Annotated in this window: 17 protein-coding genes and 1 tRNA gene; 14 read left to right on the top strand and 4 right to left on the bottom strand. The window is 66.1% G+C overall.

The window, feature by feature from the left end:
* Positions 1 to 8 precede the first annotated feature (8 nt).
* Genes CWS39_RS00300 through CWS39_RS00270 form a run of 7 tightly spaced genes read left to right on the top strand, consistent with a single transcriptional unit; the run spans position 9 to position 6,344 of the window.
* Positions 9 to 932, top strand: a complete 924-nt coding sequence (locus CWS39_RS00300) for an amino acid ABC transporter permease (RefSeq protein WP_102140912.1) — start codon at positions 9 to 11, stop codon at positions 930 to 932.
* The gene (locus CWS39_RS00295) at positions 929 to 1,690 is read left to right on the top strand and encodes an amino acid ABC transporter ATP-binding protein (RefSeq protein WP_102140911.1); all 762 of its coding nucleotides are present in this window, start codon (positions 929 to 931) and stop codon (positions 1,688 to 1,690) included. The genes CWS39_RS00300 and CWS39_RS00295 overlap by 4 nt, the downstream gene beginning before the upstream one ends.
* The gene (gene macS / locus CWS39_RS00290; protein ID WP_199177881.1) at positions 1,691 to 2,833 is read left to right on the top strand and encodes a MacS family sensor histidine kinase; all 1,143 of its coding nucleotides are present in this window, start codon (positions 1,691 to 1,693) and stop codon (positions 2,831 to 2,833) included.
* A complete protein-coding gene (locus CWS39_RS00285; protein WP_102140910.1) occupies positions 2,826 to 3,476 on the top strand; it encodes a response regulator in 651 nt (216 codons plus the stop codon). The genes macS and CWS39_RS00285 overlap by 8 nt, the downstream gene beginning before the upstream one ends.
* A gap of 52 nt (positions 3,477 to 3,528) precedes the next feature.
* A complete protein-coding gene (locus CWS39_RS00280; RefSeq protein ID WP_102140909.1) occupies positions 3,529 to 5,331 on the top strand; it encodes a DUF2339 domain-containing protein in 1,803 nt (600 codons plus the stop codon).
* 38 nt (positions 5,332 to 5,369) lie between these two features.
* Positions 5,370 to 5,861 carry a Dps family protein gene (locus tag CWS39_RS00275; protein ID WP_102140908.1) on the top strand — a complete coding sequence of 164 codons (492 nt, stop codon included), beginning with the start codon at positions 5,370 to 5,372 and terminating at the stop codon, positions 5,859 to 5,861.
* A gap of 36 nt (positions 5,862 to 5,897) precedes the next feature.
* Complete coding sequence (locus tag CWS39_RS00270) at positions 5,898 to 6,344, top strand: SRPBCC family protein (protein ID WP_102140907.1); 447 nt, start codon at positions 5,898 to 5,900, stop codon at positions 6,342 to 6,344.
* Here CWS39_RS00270 and CWS39_RS00265 read toward each other — a convergent pair.
* The gene (locus CWS39_RS00265; protein WP_102140906.1) at positions 6,341 to 7,636 is read right to left on the bottom strand and encodes an adenylate/guanylate cyclase domain-containing protein; all 1,296 of its coding nucleotides are present in this window, start codon (positions 7,634 to 7,636) and stop codon (positions 6,341 to 6,343) included. The genes CWS39_RS00270 and CWS39_RS00265 overlap by 4 nt on opposite strands.
* A 113-nt stretch (positions 7,637 to 7,749) precedes the next feature.
* Here CWS39_RS00265 and CWS39_RS28810 point away from each other — a divergent pair, with 113 nt between their 5' ends.
* Positions 7,750 to 8,562 (top strand): hypothetical protein, encoded by an 813-nt coding sequence (locus CWS39_RS28810; RefSeq protein WP_158240312.1) that lies wholly within the window; start codon positions 7,750 to 7,752, stop codon positions 8,560 to 8,562.
* A 20-nt stretch (positions 8,563 to 8,582) separates the two neighbouring features.
* On the opposite strand, the gene CWS39_RS00255 is transcribed toward CWS39_RS28810, so the two are convergent.
* Positions 8,583 to 8,656, bottom strand: a tRNA-Leu gene (locus CWS39_RS00255).
* A gap of 102 nt (positions 8,657 to 8,758) precedes the next feature.
* On the opposite strand from CWS39_RS00255, the gene CWS39_RS00250 reads away from it, so the two are divergent.
* From CWS39_RS00250 to CWS39_RS00225, 6 genes are all read left to right on the top strand, one after another.
* On the top strand, positions 8,759 to 9,370 hold the full coding sequence (locus CWS39_RS00250) for an ANTAR domain-containing response regulator (RefSeq protein ID WP_102140904.1): 612 nt from the start codon (positions 8,759 to 8,761) through the stop codon (positions 9,368 to 9,370).
* A gap of 177 nt (positions 9,371 to 9,547) precedes the next feature.
* Positions 9,548 to 10,759: a branched-chain amino acid ABC transporter substrate-binding protein gene (locus CWS39_RS00245; protein WP_102140903.1), complete on the top strand. Its 1,212-nt coding sequence runs from the start codon at positions 9,548 to 9,550 to the stop codon at positions 10,757 to 10,759.
* Positions 10,760 to 10,837: 78 nt separating this feature from the next.
* Positions 10,838 to 11,875, top strand: coding sequence for a branched-chain amino acid ABC transporter permease (locus tag CWS39_RS00240; RefSeq protein WP_102140902.1), 1,038 nt, complete (start codon positions 10,838 to 10,840; stop codon positions 11,873 to 11,875).
* A gap of 32 nt (positions 11,876 to 11,907) precedes the next feature.
* Positions 11,908 to 13,083, top strand: coding sequence for a branched-chain amino acid ABC transporter permease (locus CWS39_RS00235; protein ID WP_431306064.1), 1,176 nt, complete (start codon positions 11,908 to 11,910; stop codon positions 13,081 to 13,083).
* Positions 13,080 to 13,907 (top strand): ABC transporter ATP-binding protein, encoded by an 828-nt coding sequence (locus tag CWS39_RS00230; protein ID WP_102140900.1) that lies wholly within the window; start codon positions 13,080 to 13,082, stop codon positions 13,905 to 13,907. The genes CWS39_RS00235 and CWS39_RS00230 overlap by 4 nt, the downstream gene beginning before the upstream one ends.
* Entirely contained in the window at positions 13,891 to 14,640 is a 750-nt protein-coding gene (locus CWS39_RS00225) for an ABC transporter ATP-binding protein (RefSeq protein ID WP_102140899.1), read from the top strand. Before CWS39_RS00230 ends, CWS39_RS00225 begins: the two co-directional genes overlap by 17 nt.
* 245 nt (positions 14,641 to 14,885) lie before the next feature.
* Here CWS39_RS00225 and CWS39_RS00215 read toward each other — a convergent pair whose 3' ends face one another.
* The gene (locus CWS39_RS00215) at positions 14,886 to 16,085 is read right to left on the bottom strand and encodes a lipid-transfer protein (RefSeq protein ID WP_102140897.1); all 1,200 of its coding nucleotides are present in this window, start codon (positions 16,083 to 16,085) and stop codon (positions 14,886 to 14,888) included.
* A complete protein-coding gene (locus tag CWS39_RS00210) occupies positions 16,082 to 16,522 on the bottom strand; it encodes a Zn-ribbon domain-containing OB-fold protein (protein WP_102141149.1) in 441 nt (146 codons plus the stop codon). The genes CWS39_RS00215 and CWS39_RS00210 overlap by 4 nt, the downstream gene beginning before the upstream one ends.
* Positions 16,523 to 16,570 lie beyond the last annotated feature (48 nt).

Here is a 16,570-nt window from a genome sequence, read left to right as displayed (position 1 = left end):
CTGCGGCCATGACCACCGAGGCGCCCCCCGCGACTCCGGCCGCAATCGACGCGGTCCCGTTGCGTCACCCGTGGCGGTGGGTGGCGGCCGCCGTCATCGTGGTCCTGGTCGGGCTGTTCCTGTACGGCGTCGCCACCAACGACGCATATCGCTGGAACATCTACGGGGAGTACCTGTTCAACGAACGCGTGCTCAAAGTCGGTGTGCTCAACACGCTGCAGCTGACGGTCTACTCGATGGTGCTCGCGATCGTTCTCGGGGTGGTCCTCGCGGTGATGCGGTTGTCGCCCAACCCGGTATTCCGGTGGGTGTCGTGGGTATACCTGTGGATCTTCCGTGGCACGCCGATCTACGTGCAGCTGGTGTTCTGGGGTCTGCTGCCGACGATCTACAAGAACGTCCAGCTCGGGGTGCCGTTCGGGCCGTCGTTCTTTCACCTCGACCTGCAGGCGCTGTCCATCTTCTTTCTGCTCGCGATACTCGGCCTGGCCCTCAACGAGGCCGCCTACATGGCCGAAATCATCCGTGCCGGAATCACTTCCGTGCCGGAAGGGCAGACGGAGGCGTCGATTGCGCTGGGCATGTCGTGGTTGATGACGATGCGCCGCACCGTGCTTCCGCAGGCCATGCGGGTGATCATCCCGCCCACCGGCAACGAGGTCATCAGCATGCTGAAGACCACGTCGCTGGTCACCGCGGTGCCCTTCACGCTGGACCTCTACGGCATCACCTCTCGCGAGATCGCCGCGCGCATCTTCGAGCCGGTCCCGCTGCTGTTGGTGGCCGCGACGTGGTACCTGGTGATCACCAGCGTGCTGATGGTGGGCCAGTACTACCTGGAGCGCTATTTCTCCCGCGGCGCATCGCGCAAGCTCACCACCAAGCAGCTCGAAGCTTTGGCCAAGGCGCAGATGGGGGAGCCGCACCCATGACGCCGATGGTCAAAGCCGAGCAGGTCTGCAAGAGCTTCGGCGCGTTGCGCGTCCTCAAAGGCGTGACGCTGGAGGTGGGCAAGGGCGAGGTGTTGTGCATGGTCGGGCCGTCCGGCTCGGGCAAGTCGACGTTCTTGCGCTGCATCAACCATCTGGAGACGGTCAACGCGGGGCGGCTCTACGTCGACGGCGAACTGGTCGGCTATCACGAGCGGGGCGGCAAGCTGCACGAGATGAAACCGCGGGAGGCCGCCAAACAACGTCGCGACGTCGGCATGGTGTTCCAGCACTTCAACCTCTTTCCGCACCGCACCGCGCTGGAGAACATCGTCGAAGCGCCGATCCACGTCAAGCGCGTCAAGAAGAAGGATGCGTTGGAGCGGGGACGGGATCTGCTCCAACAGGTGGGGCTGGCCGACAAGGCCGACGCCTATCCCGCGCAGCTCTCCGGCGGCCAGCAACAGCGCGTCGCCATCGCCCGCGCGCTGGCGATGAACCCCAAGTTGATGCTGTTCGACGAACCCACCTCGGCGCTGGATCCAGAACTGGTCGGCGAGGTCCTCGGCGTGATGAAAAGGCTTGCCGAGGAAGGGATGACGATGGTGGTGGTCACCCACGAGATGGGGTTCGCCCGCGAGGTCGCCAACCAACTGGTGTTCATGGACGAAGGTGTCATCATGGAACGCGGGAACCCGCGAGAGATGATGGCCAATCCGCAACACGAACGCACGAAGGCGTTTCTGTCCAAGGTGCTCTAGATGCCCGGCGAGAAACCGGATCCGACCACTCCGCTGTGGCGCGCCGCGCAGGTGTTCCGGCTGCTGAGTTGTGTTTACGCGCTTGGGTTTCAGATCGCCGTAAACGGCGATCTGGATCGCCCGGCGATCGGCTGGCTGCTGTTCGCGGTGCTGCTCGCGTGGAGTGTGGCGTGCGCTGCCGCGTACCTGCAGGGCTTCGGGCGTCGACCCGCATGGGTGATCGCCGAGATCGCGGTGGTGGTGGCGCTGATGCTGTCCACCGAGCTGGTGGCCTCCGACCAGTGGGTGGCCGACAACCAGTCCTGGCCGACGACGTTGTGGGCGACCAACGCCACCATTTCGGCGGCAATCCTGTTGGGTCCCATCGCCGGAATGCTCACCGGCGTGGTGATCATGCTCGCCGCGGCGGCGCTCAAGGGCTACGTCAACATCGACCTGGGCCGCAACGCCACCATCGTCATCGAACTGGCGGTGGGCCTGGCCGTCGGGATGGCCGCTCAAACCGCGCGTCGCGCGCACGCAGAACTCGAGCGGGCGGCGCGGCTGGCCGCCTCACAACAAGAGCGCGAACGCCTGTCCCGCGAAGTCCACGACGGCGCCATGCAGGTACTTGCCCTGGTGTCCCGACGCGGGCGGGAAATCGGCGGAGAGACAGCCGAATTGGCCGAGTTGGCCGGTGAGCAGGAGCGTGCGCTACGGCGCTTGATCAGCTCCGCTGACACCGGCGGCCCCGCCGGGGCGCTGGCGGACGTGGGCGCCATGCTCCGGCGCCGCGAATCCGACCGAGTGTCGGTGAGCCTGCCCGCATCCCCGGTGCTCTTGGACGCCGACGTGGCCTCGGAGCTCTGTGCCGCCGCCAACAATGCCCTCGACAATGTCGCCTCTCACGCGGGGCCTGACGCGCACGCCTTCGTGCTGGTGGAGGATCTCGGCGACGCGGTGACGGTCAGCATCCGCGACGATGGTGTCGGCATCGCCGAGGGGCGGCTGAACGAGGCCGCAGGCGAGGGCCGGGTCGGTGTGGCGAAATCTATTGTCGGAAGGATGAATTGGTTGGGTGGTAGCGCGAAGCTGACGACCGCCCCCGGCTGCGGGACGGAATGGGAGCTCACCGTGCCGCGAAAGGCGAACAAAGATGGCTGAGCCGACGGTGATGGTGGTCGACGACCATCCGATCTGGCGCGACGCGGTGGCGCGAGATCTGGCCGAGGACGGCTTCGCCGTGGTCGCAACGGCCGACGGCGTGGCATCGGCCCGCCGCCGCGCCGCCGTCGTGCAGCCCCAGGTGGTGGTGATGGACATGCGCCTGCCCGACGGCAACGGCGCGCAGGCAACCGCCGAAGTCCTTGCGGTGTCGCCGTCGTCGCGGATTCTGGTCCTCTCGGCGTCCGACGAACGCGACGACGTGCTCGAGGCCGTGAAGGCCGGCGCCACCGGCTATCTGGTCAAGAGCGCGTCGAAGGACGAACTCGGCGCCGCCGTGCGCGCCACCGCGGAGGGCCGTGCGGTGTTCACGCCCGGGCTGGCCGGACTGGTACTTGGCGAGTACCGGCGCATTGCGCAGCAGCCCGCCGCGGGACCGGCCACGCCCAGCCTCACCGAGCGGGAGACCGAGATACTGCGCTACGTCGCCAAGGGCATGACGGCCAAGCAGATCGCCAGCCGGTTGTCGTTGAGCCACCGCACGGTCGAGAACCACGTTCAGGCCACCTTCCGCAAGCTGCAGGTCGCCAACCGGGTCGAGTTGGCGCGCTACGCAATCGAGCATGGGCTGGACAAGGAGTAGTCGAGTAGTCCTACTCATGTGAACCGGGCCGCGCCGTTGCGACCATGGCCACATGACCGAACCGCACCGGGCCGTCATCGCAAGGCTGTCCTCGGATTTCGCCGCGATTTCGGCGCAACTGGCGCGCGTCTCCACCGACCTGGTGGAGCTCGATCGCCTGCTCAGCGACCGACCGGCGCAACCGACTCCGCCGCCGGTGCACCAGGCGCCGCCCTTCTGGCCGCAATACCCGCCCGCGCCACCGAGGTATACCCCGCCACCTGCCCCGGCACCCAAGCCGAAGTCGCAGCGCTCCGAAGGCTGGATCGGTAAGGCGCTGGCCGTCGCCGGGGTCGCGGTCACCCTGATCGGCGTCGTGCTCCTTCTGGTGCTGGCCGCACAAGCCGGCATCCTGCGACCTGAAATCCGTGTCGGCGCCGGCGCGTTGTTGGCGGTCGGGCTGGTGGTCGGCGGCCGTTGGTTATACGGCCGGCCAGGTGGACGCGTTGGTGCAATTGCGTTGGCGGCCACCGGTATTGCGGCGGCGTACATGGACATCATCGCCGTCACCACCATCTATCGCTGGGCGCCCGCGCCCATCGGCCTCGCACTGGCCGCGGCCATCGGCGGCGGCGGGTTGACCCTGGCGCGGCGGTGGGGTTCCGAACATCTCGGTCTGCTGGTGCTGGTGCCCCTGATCGGCTTGGCGCCGGTGATCACCGACGGCATCACGCTGTTGCTGATCGGGTTCATGCTGGCGCTGTCCGCAGCCGCGCTGCCGGTGCAACTGGGCAGGGACTGGATCTGGATGCACGCCGCGCGCACTGCCGCCGTCACGCTGCCGCTGCTGGTGGCGTTGGCGGCGACGGCCATCGGCTCGCGCGGCGACGGGTGGCTGGTCGGAGCCTGTGGGATCGCGGCGCTGCTGGCCATCGTCGGCGCGTTGATCCTGTTGCCCCGCACCGGTAATCGGGCCGCGATGGCGTTGCTGACCGCCGCCGGCGTGCTGCCGGTGTGGTGTACGTCGATGGCCGTCGACCGGGTGGTGGCCGCATTGATGGCAGCCGCATTGGCCGCGGCCTTGCTGGCAATCGTGCTGATTGCCGACAGGCTGCCCGGCGTGTCGGGAATCGTCGCGCAGATCTGGTCGGCGCTGGCGGCGATCTCCGCGGTGATCTCAGTGACCGTCGCGTTCGACGGCGAAATCGCAGGCCCCGTGCTGCTGGCGATGGCGGTCGTGGTTGCCGTGGCCGGCCGTCGCGATGATGTCGCCCGCTGGGCCGCAGTCGGTTTCGCCGCGATCGGTGGTGTTTTCTACCTTGGTTACGTGCCACCCAGCTCGCTGGTCACCGTGACCGAACTGAGCGCGCGGGAGGCGGTGTCGGTGCTGGTGTCCAGTGTGCTGTTGATGGCCTGCGCGGTGCTGATCGTGTGGTCATGGGTCGGTCGGCGTGGATTCGACGCCGACGCAACGCGGGTGCTGTGGTCCGCGTCGGCGGTGGTGGTCATCTACGCCATCACCACGTTCACCGTGACAGCGGGTGTGCTCGTCGGTGGAAGAGCAGGGGGCTTCTTCGCCGGCCACATGGCGGCGACGATCAGCTGGATTGCGATGGCCGCGGGCCTGTTCCTCTACGCTGCGCGCCGGCCCAAGACCGAACGGTCCCTGCCCATCGGTGGCGGTCTGGCGCTGGTGGCAGCGGCGATGGCCAAGCTGTTCTTGTTCGACCTCGGCACCCTCGACGGCATCTTCCGTGTGGTGGTGTTCATCGTGGTGGGTCTGGTCCTGCTGGGCATGGGCGCCGGTTACGCCCGACTGCTCGCCCAGCAGGACCAGCAGAATCAGCAACCCGATGTGACGTCTCTCACGAGATAATCTGGATTGATTCCAGTTTGATCGGGGTTGTACCAGACATGACTACCGGAATACGTCGAACCGAAGCAGAACTCCAAGGCTTCTCAGCCTCGCCGGAACTCAGCGCCAACCTGCAGCGAGTGCTGGTTGACCTGATCGAGCTGCACCTGCAGGGCAAGCAGGCCCACTGGAACGTCGTCGGGACCAACTTCCGTGACCTACACCTGCAGCTCGATGAGGTTGTCGACTTCGCCCGCGAAGCCAGCGACACCATTGCCGAGCGGATGCGGGCACTCGATGCAGTGCCCGACGGACGGTCGGACACCGTTGCCGCAAGCACCACGCTGCCGCAATTCCCGGCCTACGAGCACAGCACGTCCGAGGTCGTGGACCTGATCACCGCGCGCATCTACGGCACCGTCGACACGCTGCGCACCGTGCACGATGCGGTGGACGCGGAGGATCCCAGCACCGCGGACATTCTTCATCAGCTGATCGACGGCCTGGAGAAGCTGGCGTGGCTGGTGAAGTCGGAGAACAAGAAGGTCTAGCGTTCAAAAACCACGTCCGCCGGGTAACCACCCGGCGTGACCGTGACACGAAACGTGCGCGCATCCCGCCGGCAGGTGTGGGATGTGCTGTCCGACGGATGGACCTACTCCCAATGGGTGGTCGGCAACACCCGGATGCGGGCCGTCGACCCTGACTGGCCCGCTCCGGGCTCCACGATCCGCCATTCCATCGGCGTCTGGCCGGTGGTGATCAACGACGAGACAGTCGTGCAAGAGTGTGTGCCGCTTGAGAAGCTGGTGCTGTTGGCCAAGATGGGACCGCTGGGCGCCGCACGAGTGACATTGCGGCTCAACGATATTCCCGACGGCTGCGGTGTCCAGATGGATGAGGTCGCGGTGCGCCCTCTGATGAGTCTGGTGCCCAATGTGGTCCAACAGCTCGGTTTGTGGCCGCGCAACCGCGAAGCGTTGTGGCGCCTCGGTGCATTGGCCGAAGGCCTCAAACCCGCTGAGCTGGACTAGGAGCCGGCGGCCGCACCCTGTTCGAGGGCTTCGCGGACGGCGTCGTCGTCGCGTCGTCCGACGAGGTACCAGGTGTGCATGCGGCCCTTGCCCTTGACATCGACGTCGCCGCGCTCCTCGAGGAGGAACGCGTGGTTGAGACGCTCATAGACGTTGTGGGGTACCTGGATCCGGCCCTCGACGTCGGTGGACTCCATCCGGGATGCGACGTTGACCGCGTCGCCCCACACGTCGTAGAAGAACTTTCGTGCGCCGACCACGCCGGCCACCACCGGACCCGTCGCCATCCCGATCCGCAGCGGCACCGCCCGTCCGCGCGGATCCTTGAGATCCGCGACGGCATCAGCCATGTCCAGCGCCAGACAGGCCAGCGCCTCGAGGTGATCGGGCCGGGGTTCGGGCACACCGCTGACCACCATGTAGGAGTCGCCGCTGGTCTTGACCTTCTCCAGCCCGTGCCGGTCGACCAGCGCGTCGAGATCGGTGTAGAGGCGGTCCAGGAACCGGACCAGATCGGTGGGCGCGGTATCGCTGGCGCGCTTGGTGTATCCGGCGATATCGGCGAAAAGTATTGAGGCATCGTCGTATTTGTCGGCGATAATGTTGCGCGCCGGGTCCTTCAACCGCTGAGCGATGCTCGCGGGCAGGATGTTCGTCAATAGCGATTCGGACCGTCGGTATTCGGCTTCCATTGCACTTTCGGCGCTGGCGATCTCGCGCAGCGCGTACCAGAGAGTCGCGAAGATCATCACCGATGCGGCGATCGCCGAGCTGACGTAGCCGACGGTGAGGGTCCAGGCGGGTCCGAGGCCGCGGTCGTGTGGCACCGCGATTTCGAGTGCGATCATTCCGGCGACGGCCAACGCGACGAGGAACGATGCCAGGACGAGTCGCTCAATGCCCAGCACCAGCACGGCCAGTGAGGCCGCCACCAGAAGGTAGAGCTGCAGTCCGGATCCCGTCCCGATGGAGAAGCAGACGAAGGACACCGACAGGTACGCGAAGACGAAGAACGTCAACGGCGCGACCAACTCCCCGAACCGGTAGAGCAGCGGGATCACCAAGAAGATCGCCGAAGAGACCAGATTGAGGACGCCGAGCGCCCAGATCGGACCGCCGAGAACGAGTTGGAATATGCCGAACGCCGCGGACACCACGGCAGCGATCCAGGTCGCGATCTTGAGTACCCGGAAGCGGCTCGCGACGCTTTCAGCGTAGTGCTGCGTGCGGGCCGGGACGCTGTTCTGCAGTACCTGTGCAGGTATGCAGCTCGATCGCTCCGTGAGCGACATGGCCTGAGCCTACTCGTCAGCAAACCCACCACGGCGTGACCGCGCCAACCGCTGATGTAACAATGACGTGAGGCATAACTGCGGCGTGTGCGGCAAACCCTGGGGGAGCAAGCGTGGACCGGTCGTGGATGCGGACAGCGACGATCAGCTGTGCGATCGCGTGCGGCGCGATGATTGCCGGTCCGGGCGTTGTCGGCGCCGCGGTGGCGTCGGCCGATCTGTTCGGCATCGACGTCGACATCCTCGACATCTTCGATGACGACGACCGCCGCAAGCGCTCGCACAAGGGTCCCCCCAAGGTCAGTGTCTCCGGCGACGTGAAGAAGTCCCGCGGCGACCAGTCGTCGACGTTCGGTGGCGGTATCGGCGCCGAGCTCGGTGGCGTGGGTGCCGCCGGCGGCGGTGGCGGGGGCGGAGCCGCGCCGAGCAGCGGCAATGTCGGCAGGTCACCGAAACTGCCGCCCGTGCCGACGGCGCCGAGCACGCGCAGCATCGTCATCCGTGCTCCGGAGGCGCCCGCCGCGCCCGTTCCTGTGGCGCCCGTCGCTCCCCTTCCTGTGGTGCCGCCGGTCGTGCTGCCGCCGGTGCCGGTCGTCGTCCCCCTGGCGCCTGCTCCGCCAGGAGCGCCCGGGCCGGCCGCGCCGCAGGCGCCAGCGGCACCCGCCGCGCCGACGATCCAGGAGCCGGGCACCAATCGTCAACCGGCGCCGCCCGAATCGGCCGGCCCGCACACACTTCCGGAGTCGTTCCGCGCCGGCTATGCCGACTACTTGAGAATGGCCGACGTCACCGACCTGATGTGGGCGGCCCTGCCGGGCACCGTCGGCATCATGGCGATCACCGCCGCCGGTGGAGTGGTGGGGTACCGCCAGGCACGCGCAGCCACGGTGTTGCCGCCGGCCGGAATCGCTCGATTCCTCGAGTGAGTCGGGGAGTTGTGAGTTTGTGCCCTCGGTGAGATTCGAACTCACACTGTACGGGTTTTGAATCCGTTTCCTCTGCCAGTTGGGATACGAGGGCTTCGTGTGGTGCGGTCTCCCACCATAAAGGATGCCAAGGATCGGCCCGACGTCACAGCCCCCGAGGTCGCTGATCCAGCGACCCCACGCCACAATGTCACCCATGACCGGGTCACCGACCGACGCCGATAAGCCACGCCGTGTCCTCATCGCCGAGGATGAGGCGCTCATCCGGCTGGATCTGGCTGAGATGCTGCGCGAAGAGGGCTACGAGGTGGTCGGCGAGGCCGGCGACGGGCAGGAGGCCGTCGAGCTGGCCGAAAGCCTGAAGCCCGACCTGGTGATCATGGACGTCAAGATGCCCCGCCGCGACGGCATCGACGCGGCCTCCGAGATCGCCAGCAAGCGCATCGCGCCGATCGTGGTGCTGACCGCCTTCTCGCAACGTGAACTGGTGGAGCGGGCTCGCGACGCCGGGGCGATGGCGTACCTGGTCAAGCCGTTCAACATCACCGATCTGATCCCGGCGATCGAGCTGGCGGTCAGCCGGTTCTCCGAGCTGACCGCGCTGGAGCAGGAAGTCGCCACGCTGTCGGACCGGCTGGAGACCCGCAAGTTGGTGGAACGGGCGAAGGGTTTGCTGCAGACCAAGCATCAGATGACCGAACCCGAGGCCTTCAAATGGATCCAGCGCGCCGCGATGGACCGCCGCACCACGATGAGACGCGTCGCCGAAGTCGTGTTGGAGACCCTCGAAGAGCCCAAAGACGCGTAAACACTGCGTTTCCGACCCCGCTGTATGAGGCGGTGGATCGGGCCGAGACCCGCCGTGCATTTTCCAACATCACGCACCACGGCCATGCGTGATCTATGTTCTACCCGAAGCATCGGCGCCCGGGCGCAGCAATCCTGGTCCGTCGATGTCGATGAAACATCGACACGGAGGTGGAACGTGCGCGGTCTCGTGGCACGGAGTGCATTTGCTCTAGGGAGTGCAGGTTTGGTGGTGCTCGGCATTGCCGGCTGCCAACAATCCCAGCCGACTGAAGGGGAAGCGGCGCAGGCCGACCTGAAAATCGTCGAGCAGGTGCAAATCGACGAGAACGGCGCGGAAGTCAAGCCTCCCGAAGCGGCGGCAGCGGCGGATCCAGCGGGGAACGGGCAGGCGCAATGCCCGCCGGTGTCGATCGCGATGGCCGGTGCGCTCACCGGGCCCGACGCCCAGCTGGGCATCAACATCAAGAACGGCGCGCAGCTGGCCGTGGACAAGCACAACGCCGCCAATCCGGGCTGCCAGGTGCAGCTGAAGGCGTTCGACACCGAGGGCGACCCGCAGAAGGCCACCCAGATCGCCCCACAGATCATCAACGATGCGTTCACCATCGGCTTGATCGGACCAGCGTTCTCCGGCGAGACAAACGCGACCGGCGACATTTTCAACCAGGCCGGGTTGGTGGCCGTGACGGCGTCGGCCACCAACGTGACGTTGTCGCAGAAGGGATGGCGGACGTTCTTCCGCGGTCTCGGTAACGACGGGGTGCAAGGGCCGTCGGTCGCCAACTACATGAAGAACACCCTCGGCTACGACAAGGTCTGCGTCGTGGACGACAGCACCGACTACGGCCTCGGCCTGGCCCAGGCGATCCGCGAGACGCTCGGCCCCGTTGCAGACTCGGGGTGCAACATCTCGGTGAAGAAGGGCGACAAGGACTTCTCCGCCGCGGTGACCCAAATCAAGGGCGTCAATCCGAAGGCGGTGTTCTTCAGCGGCTATTACGCCGAGGCGGCACCGCTCGTGCAGCAACTCAGGGACGGCGGTTTCGAAGGCACGTTCGTCAGCGGCGACGGCACCAAAGACCCGGCGTTCGTCAAGCAGGCCGGCGCGGCGGCAAAGGACGCCCTGCTGTCCTGCCCGTGCGGACCCGCCACCGGAACATTCGCCGAGGAGTACACCCAGAAGTTCGGCGAGCCGAGTACGTACAGCGCGGAGGGCTACGACCTGGCCACCATCATGCTGAAGGGCATCGGCTCCGGCGCCATCACGCGTCCGGCACTGCTGGAGTTTGTGCGGAACTACAACGGTCAGGGTGTGGCGCGTCAGTACCAGTGGACCCCTACCGGTGAGCTGACCACTTCGCTGATCTGGATCTACAAAGTTCAGTAGCCGAACGACGAAACGCGTCCGAGACCGAATGGCTCGGACGCGTTTCGTTAGAGATCCATTGCGAGGAGCCGCTTCCGGATGATTCACGAGTGCGTCGAGGGGTACGCCTGCTTGGCTGCCAACATCAGCTTCAACCTGGAAGGCCTGCGAGAAGGCTTCTGGCAGTTGACCATCGACGGTCTCTCGTGGGGGTCGATTTACGCGCTCGTTGCCGTCGGATACACCCTCGTGTTCGGCGTGCTGAGGCTGATCAACTTCGCCCATTCGGAGATCTTCATGCTCGGGATGTTCGGCGCGCTATTTTGTCTCGACTTCATCCTCGGCTTCACCCCAAGCGGCAACGCGTACAACTTGGGCATCCCGCTGACCGTCTTATACCTGGGCATAGCGATGCTTTTCGCGATGCTTGTCTCCGGAACGGCGGCGATCGGCCTTGAGGCGGTGGCGTACAGACCGCTGCGCAGACGCCATGCCCGCTCGCTGACCTTCCTGATCACTGCGATCGGGATGTCGTTCGTGCTACAGGAATTCGTCCACTTCGTGCTGCCCAAACTGCTCGAGGGCTACGGCGGCAGCAACGCCCAGCAACCGATCATCCTGGTGCAGCCCAAAACTCAGTTCACGATCTTCGGGGCCACCGTCTCCAACATCACCCTGGTCATCATCGCCGCCGCGTTGGTCTTTGCGGCGCTGACCGATCTCGCGATCAACCGGACGAAATTCGGTCGCGGCATCCGCGCCGTCGCCCAGGATCCGAACACCGCAACGCTCATGGGCGTCTCCCGCGAGCGCATCATCATGCTGACATTCCTGCTCGGCGGCCTGCTGGCCGGCGCCGCGGCGTTGCTCTACACGCTCAAAGTGCCGCAGGGCATCATCTACTCCGGCGGATTCCTGTTGGGCATCAAGGCGTTCTCCGCGGCGGTGCTTGGCGGCATCGGCAACCTGCGCGGGGCCCTGCTCGGCGGCCTGCTGCTGGGCATCATGGAGAACTACGGGCAGGCGGTGTTCGGCACGCAGTGGCGAGACGTGGTGGCATTCGTCCTGCTGGTGCTGGTGCTGTTGTTCCGTCCCACCGGGATACTCGGGGAGAGCCTCGGGAAGGCACGAGTATGAGCAGCCAGCGAGAAGCCGGAGGCGGATCGCGCATGAGCCTGAGCGATCGGCTGATGGCACCCGGCGACGCGCTGCGGCAGTGGTGGGCGAGGCTGTCGAGGGTCCAGAAGTGGGGCTTCGGTGTCCTGGGCTTCGGCTTGCTCGCCCTGCTGCCGCTGTTCCCGCCGCCACTGTTGAACACACCGGGCATCAGCTTCGGCGGCACCATGGCGCAGTTCGCGATGGTCGCCATCATCGCGATTGGGCTCAACGTCGTGGTCGGCCAAGCTGGCCTGCTCGACCTTGGTTACGTGGGGTTCTACGCCGTCGGCGCGTACACCGTCGCACTGCTGACGAGCCCGAGTAGCCCGTGGAACAAAGTCGGCACCTCCGGATTCTTCAGCGAGGATTGGGCCTGGCTGTCCTGTGTGCCGCTGGCGATGGCATTCACCGCGCTGGCCGGCCTGATTCTGGGCACCCCGACGTTGCGGTTGCGGGGCGACTACCTGGCGATCGTGACGCTCGGGTTCGGTGAAATCATCCGGCTGCTGGCCGACAACCTGTCCGACGTCACCAACGGCCCGCGCGGACTTCCCGGCGTGGCGTACCCGCGGGTGGGGGAGAGCGAGCGGCTGCCCGACGGTGTCTTCTCCAGCGGAAACACCACAGGCGACGCGAACTACGGCACCTGGTGGTTCTGGCTGGGCATCATCTTGATGGTCGGCATCCTGCTGCTGGTGGGCAATCTCGAACGCAGTCGGGTCGGCCGAGCCTGGGTGGCGATCCGGGAAGATGAAGATGCCGCAGAAGTGATGGGCGTCAACACCTTCCGGTTCAAGCTGTGGGCGTTCGTGATCGGCGCGGCCATCGGTGGATTGTCGGGTGCGCTGTACGCGGGACAGGTGCAGTTCGTGGCACCGCCCACCTTCAACATCATCAACTCGATGCTGTTCCTGTGTGCAGTCGTGCTTGGTGGGCAGGGGAACAAACTCGGCGTGATATTCGGCGCGTTCATCATCGTGTACCTGCCGAACCGCTTCCTCGGGGTGCATTTCCTCGGCATCAACCTGGGCGATCTGAAGTACCTGTTCTTCGGCTTGGCGCTGGTGGTGATGATGATCTTCCGGCCCGAAGGGATATTCCCTGCCCGCCAGCAGCTGCTGGCCTACGGCAAGCGTGCGAGGGAGCTGTTGCGGATCGGGCCGGATCGCGCGGGGGTCGAGACATGAGCATCGAGGAACTGGCCGGCGTCCATCGCGACATCCATGCCGCCGAGGGCGAAACCCTCTTAGAGACAAAGGATTTGACTGTCCAGTTCGGCGGTCTGGTCGCACTCGATTCGGTGACGTTCAACATTCGCCGCGGCGAGATCCTCGGCATGATCGGGCCAAACGGCGCCGGCAAGACCACCTGCTTCAACGCGATCACCGGGGTGTACCGGCCCACGTCCGGCTCGGTCATCTTCGACGGCGCCCCGCTCGGCCGGATCAAACGCCACCAGATCACCCGCCGTGGCATCGCCCGCACGTTCCAGAACATCCGGCTGTGGGGCGAGATGACCGCGCTGGAGAACGTCATGGTCGGCACCGATGCGCGGCACTTCACGTCGGTACCGGGGGCGTTGGTGCGCACGCCGCGCCATCGCCGGGAGGAGCAGACGGCAATCGAACGGGCCGCGGCGCTCCTGCATTTCGTCGGCATCGCCCACCGCGGCGAGGAGAAGGCCAAGAACCTGCCCTACGGTGACCAACGCCGGCTGGAGATCGCGCGGGCGCTCGCGACCGAACCGAAACTGTTGTGCCTCGACGAGCCGGCGGCCGGCTTCAACCCCGCGGAGAAGGCCTCGCTGATCGAACTGATTCGCAAGATCCGCGACGACGGTTACACCGTGCTGCTCATCGAACACGACATGCGGCTGGTGATGGGCGTGACCGACCGCATCGTGGTGCTGGAGTTCGGCCGCAAGATCGCCGACGGACTGCCGTCCGAGATTCGCGAAGACCCGAAGGTCATCGCCGCTTACCTGGGGGTGCCCGATGACGAACTCTCCTGATCTCGACCCCCGCCCGGTGTTGCTCGAGGCGCGCGACGTGGTGGTGCATTACGGGCGCATTCGCGCGCTGCACGGCGTCTCGCTGAAGGTGCACGAAGGCGAGCTCGTGACGCTGCTGGGCTCCAACGGAGCCGGGAAAACCACGATGATGCGGGCGATTTCGGGATTGCGGCCACTGACGTCGGGCTCGGTGTGGTTCGAAGGCCGCGACATCACGAAGGTCAAGGCACACCGCCGGGTGGTGGAGGGCCTCATCCAAGCGCCCGAGGGTCGCGGGGTGTTCCCGGGCATGACCGTGGTCGAGAACCTCGAAATGGGCTGCTACGGGCGAAAGTTCGCGTCGAAGGCCGAACACAAGGAACGGTTGGACTGGGTGCTGGAGACCTTCCCGCGGCTGGCCGAACGACGAAGCCAGGTCGGCGGTACCTTGTCCGGCGGCGAGCAGCAGATGCTGGCGATTGGCCGGGCTCTGATGGCGCGACCGAAGGTGCTGCTGCTCGACGAGCCGTCGATGGGCCTGGCGCCCATGGTGATTTCGCAGATATTTCGGATCATCGCCGACATCAACGCGCAGGGCACCACGGTGCTGCTGGTCGAGCAGAATGCCCAGCAGGCGCTGACGCGCTCCGACCGTGCCTACATTCTGGAGACGGGCGAAATCACCCGTACCGGCAACGCCCGAGAGTTGCTGGCCGACGACAGCATTCGGGCGGCCTACCTCGGCGTCGCCTAAGTGATTTTCACGCGTCGCTCAAGGGCGTCGAGGACCTCGACATATTCGGGCGTAACGCTGATCCGCAGCACCACACCCTTGCCCTCAGGTTCGAAAGCGAACGCGAAGAACGAGCAGCATTCGCTTTCGCGGCGCGCCAGATCGCGGGCGTCGAAACTCCGCCAGCGCGCATGTCGAAACTGAGCTTGTGTACGAGTTTTCACAAGAATTTCGCACATAAGTTCAGTTTCGGTGGGAGGGGTCGCCTAGCGCGCGACGATCACCGACGAGCCGTGACCGAACAGGCCTTGGTTGGCGGTGATGCCCACCTTCGCGCCCTCGACCTGACGACCGGTCGCCTGGCCACGCAGCTGCCACGTCAGCTCGCAGACCTGCGCAATCGCCTGTGCGGGAATGGCTTCGCCAAAACACGCCAGGCCGCCGGACGGGTTCACCGGGACCTTGCCGCCGATGGTCGTCGCGCCGCTCCGCAGCAACTGCTCGGCCTCACCCTTGGCGCACAGACCTAGATGCTCGTACCAGTCCAGCTCCAGCGCCGTGGACAGGTCATACACCTCGGCGAGGCTGACATCCTCGGGCCCGATGCCCGCCTCGGCGTAGGCGGCGTCGAGGATCTGGTCCTTGAACACCCGTTCCGGCGCGGGCACCACGGCGGTGGAATCCGTTGCGATGTCCGGCAATTCGGGCAGATGCTGCGGGTACCGCGGCGTGACGGTGCTGATGGCCCGGACAGACGGCACACCCTCCAGCGACCCCAGATGCTTTTCGGCGAACGACTTGCTCGCCACGATCAGCGCAGCCGCGCCGTCGGACGTCGCGCAGATGTCGAGCTGCCGCAACGGGTCGGCGACCACCGGGCTGGCCAGCACGTCCTCGACCGACGCCTCCTTGCGGTAGCGGGCATTCGGGTTCTGCAGGCCGTGGCGGGAGTTCTTCACCTTCACCTGGGCGAAGTCTTCGACGGTGGCCCCGTAGAGATCCATCCGGCGGCGGGCCAGCAGCGCGAAGTACACCGGGTTCATCGCACCGATCAGGTGAAAGCGCTGCCAGTCCGGGTCGTTGCGGCGCTCGCCACCGACCGGGGCGAACGCACCCTTCGGCGTCGTGTCCGCACCGACGACCAGCGCGACATCGCAGAACCCGGCCAGGATCTGCGCGCGAGCGCTCTGCAGCGCCTGCGACCCGCTGGCACACGCGGCATACGACGAGGACACCGGCACACCGTTCCAGCCCAGCTTCTGGGCGAACGTCGACCCCGCGATGAAACCCGGATAGCCGTTGCGGATGGTGTCTGCGCCGGCGACGAACTGGATCTGACGCCAGTCCAGCCCGGCCTCGGCCAGTGCCGCCCGGGCGGCGACCACGCCGTACTCGGTGAAGTCGCGGCCCCATTTGCCCCACGGATGCATGCCGGCGCCGAGGATGTAGAGCGGTTCCGGGCTCATGATGCGATCCTCCAGGCGTGCACGACGCGCTCGACGCCGTTCTCGTCGACGTAGAGCGGCATGGTGGTCAGTTCCATCTCCATCCCGACCTTCAGGTCGGCGGCGAGCGTGCCCTCGACGACCTTGCCCAACACGATCAGGCCCTCGTCGGCGAGCTGCACCGCGGCAATCGCGAACGGCTCGAAGGGATCTGGCGCCGGATAGGGTGCCGGCGGGGGATACCGGTTTTCGGTGTAGCTCCACAGCGTGCCGCGTCGCGACAGCGGCACCTGGGCCAGCTCGTCGCCGTCACACGCCGGATTGGGACAGTTGTTGGCCCGCGGCGGAAACACATAGGTGCCGCACTGATGGCATTTGCTGCCGATGAGATACGGCGCGCCCGATCCGTCGGTGGCGAACCAGCCGTCGATCGCGGGTTGAGTGGATGCTCCTGACACGCGGTCAGCGTACCGACTCGGCGCACGAAACTGAAACGTGTTCCAGTT

Source organism: Mycobacterium hubeiense (assembly GCF_002838065.1).
GTDB lineage: Bacteria > Actinomycetota > Actinomycetes > Mycobacteriales > Mycobacteriaceae > Mycobacterium > Mycobacterium hubeiense.
The sequence above is the reverse complement of the archived record's forward strand: the minus strand, read 5'-3'. Positions and strand labels throughout refer to the sequence as shown.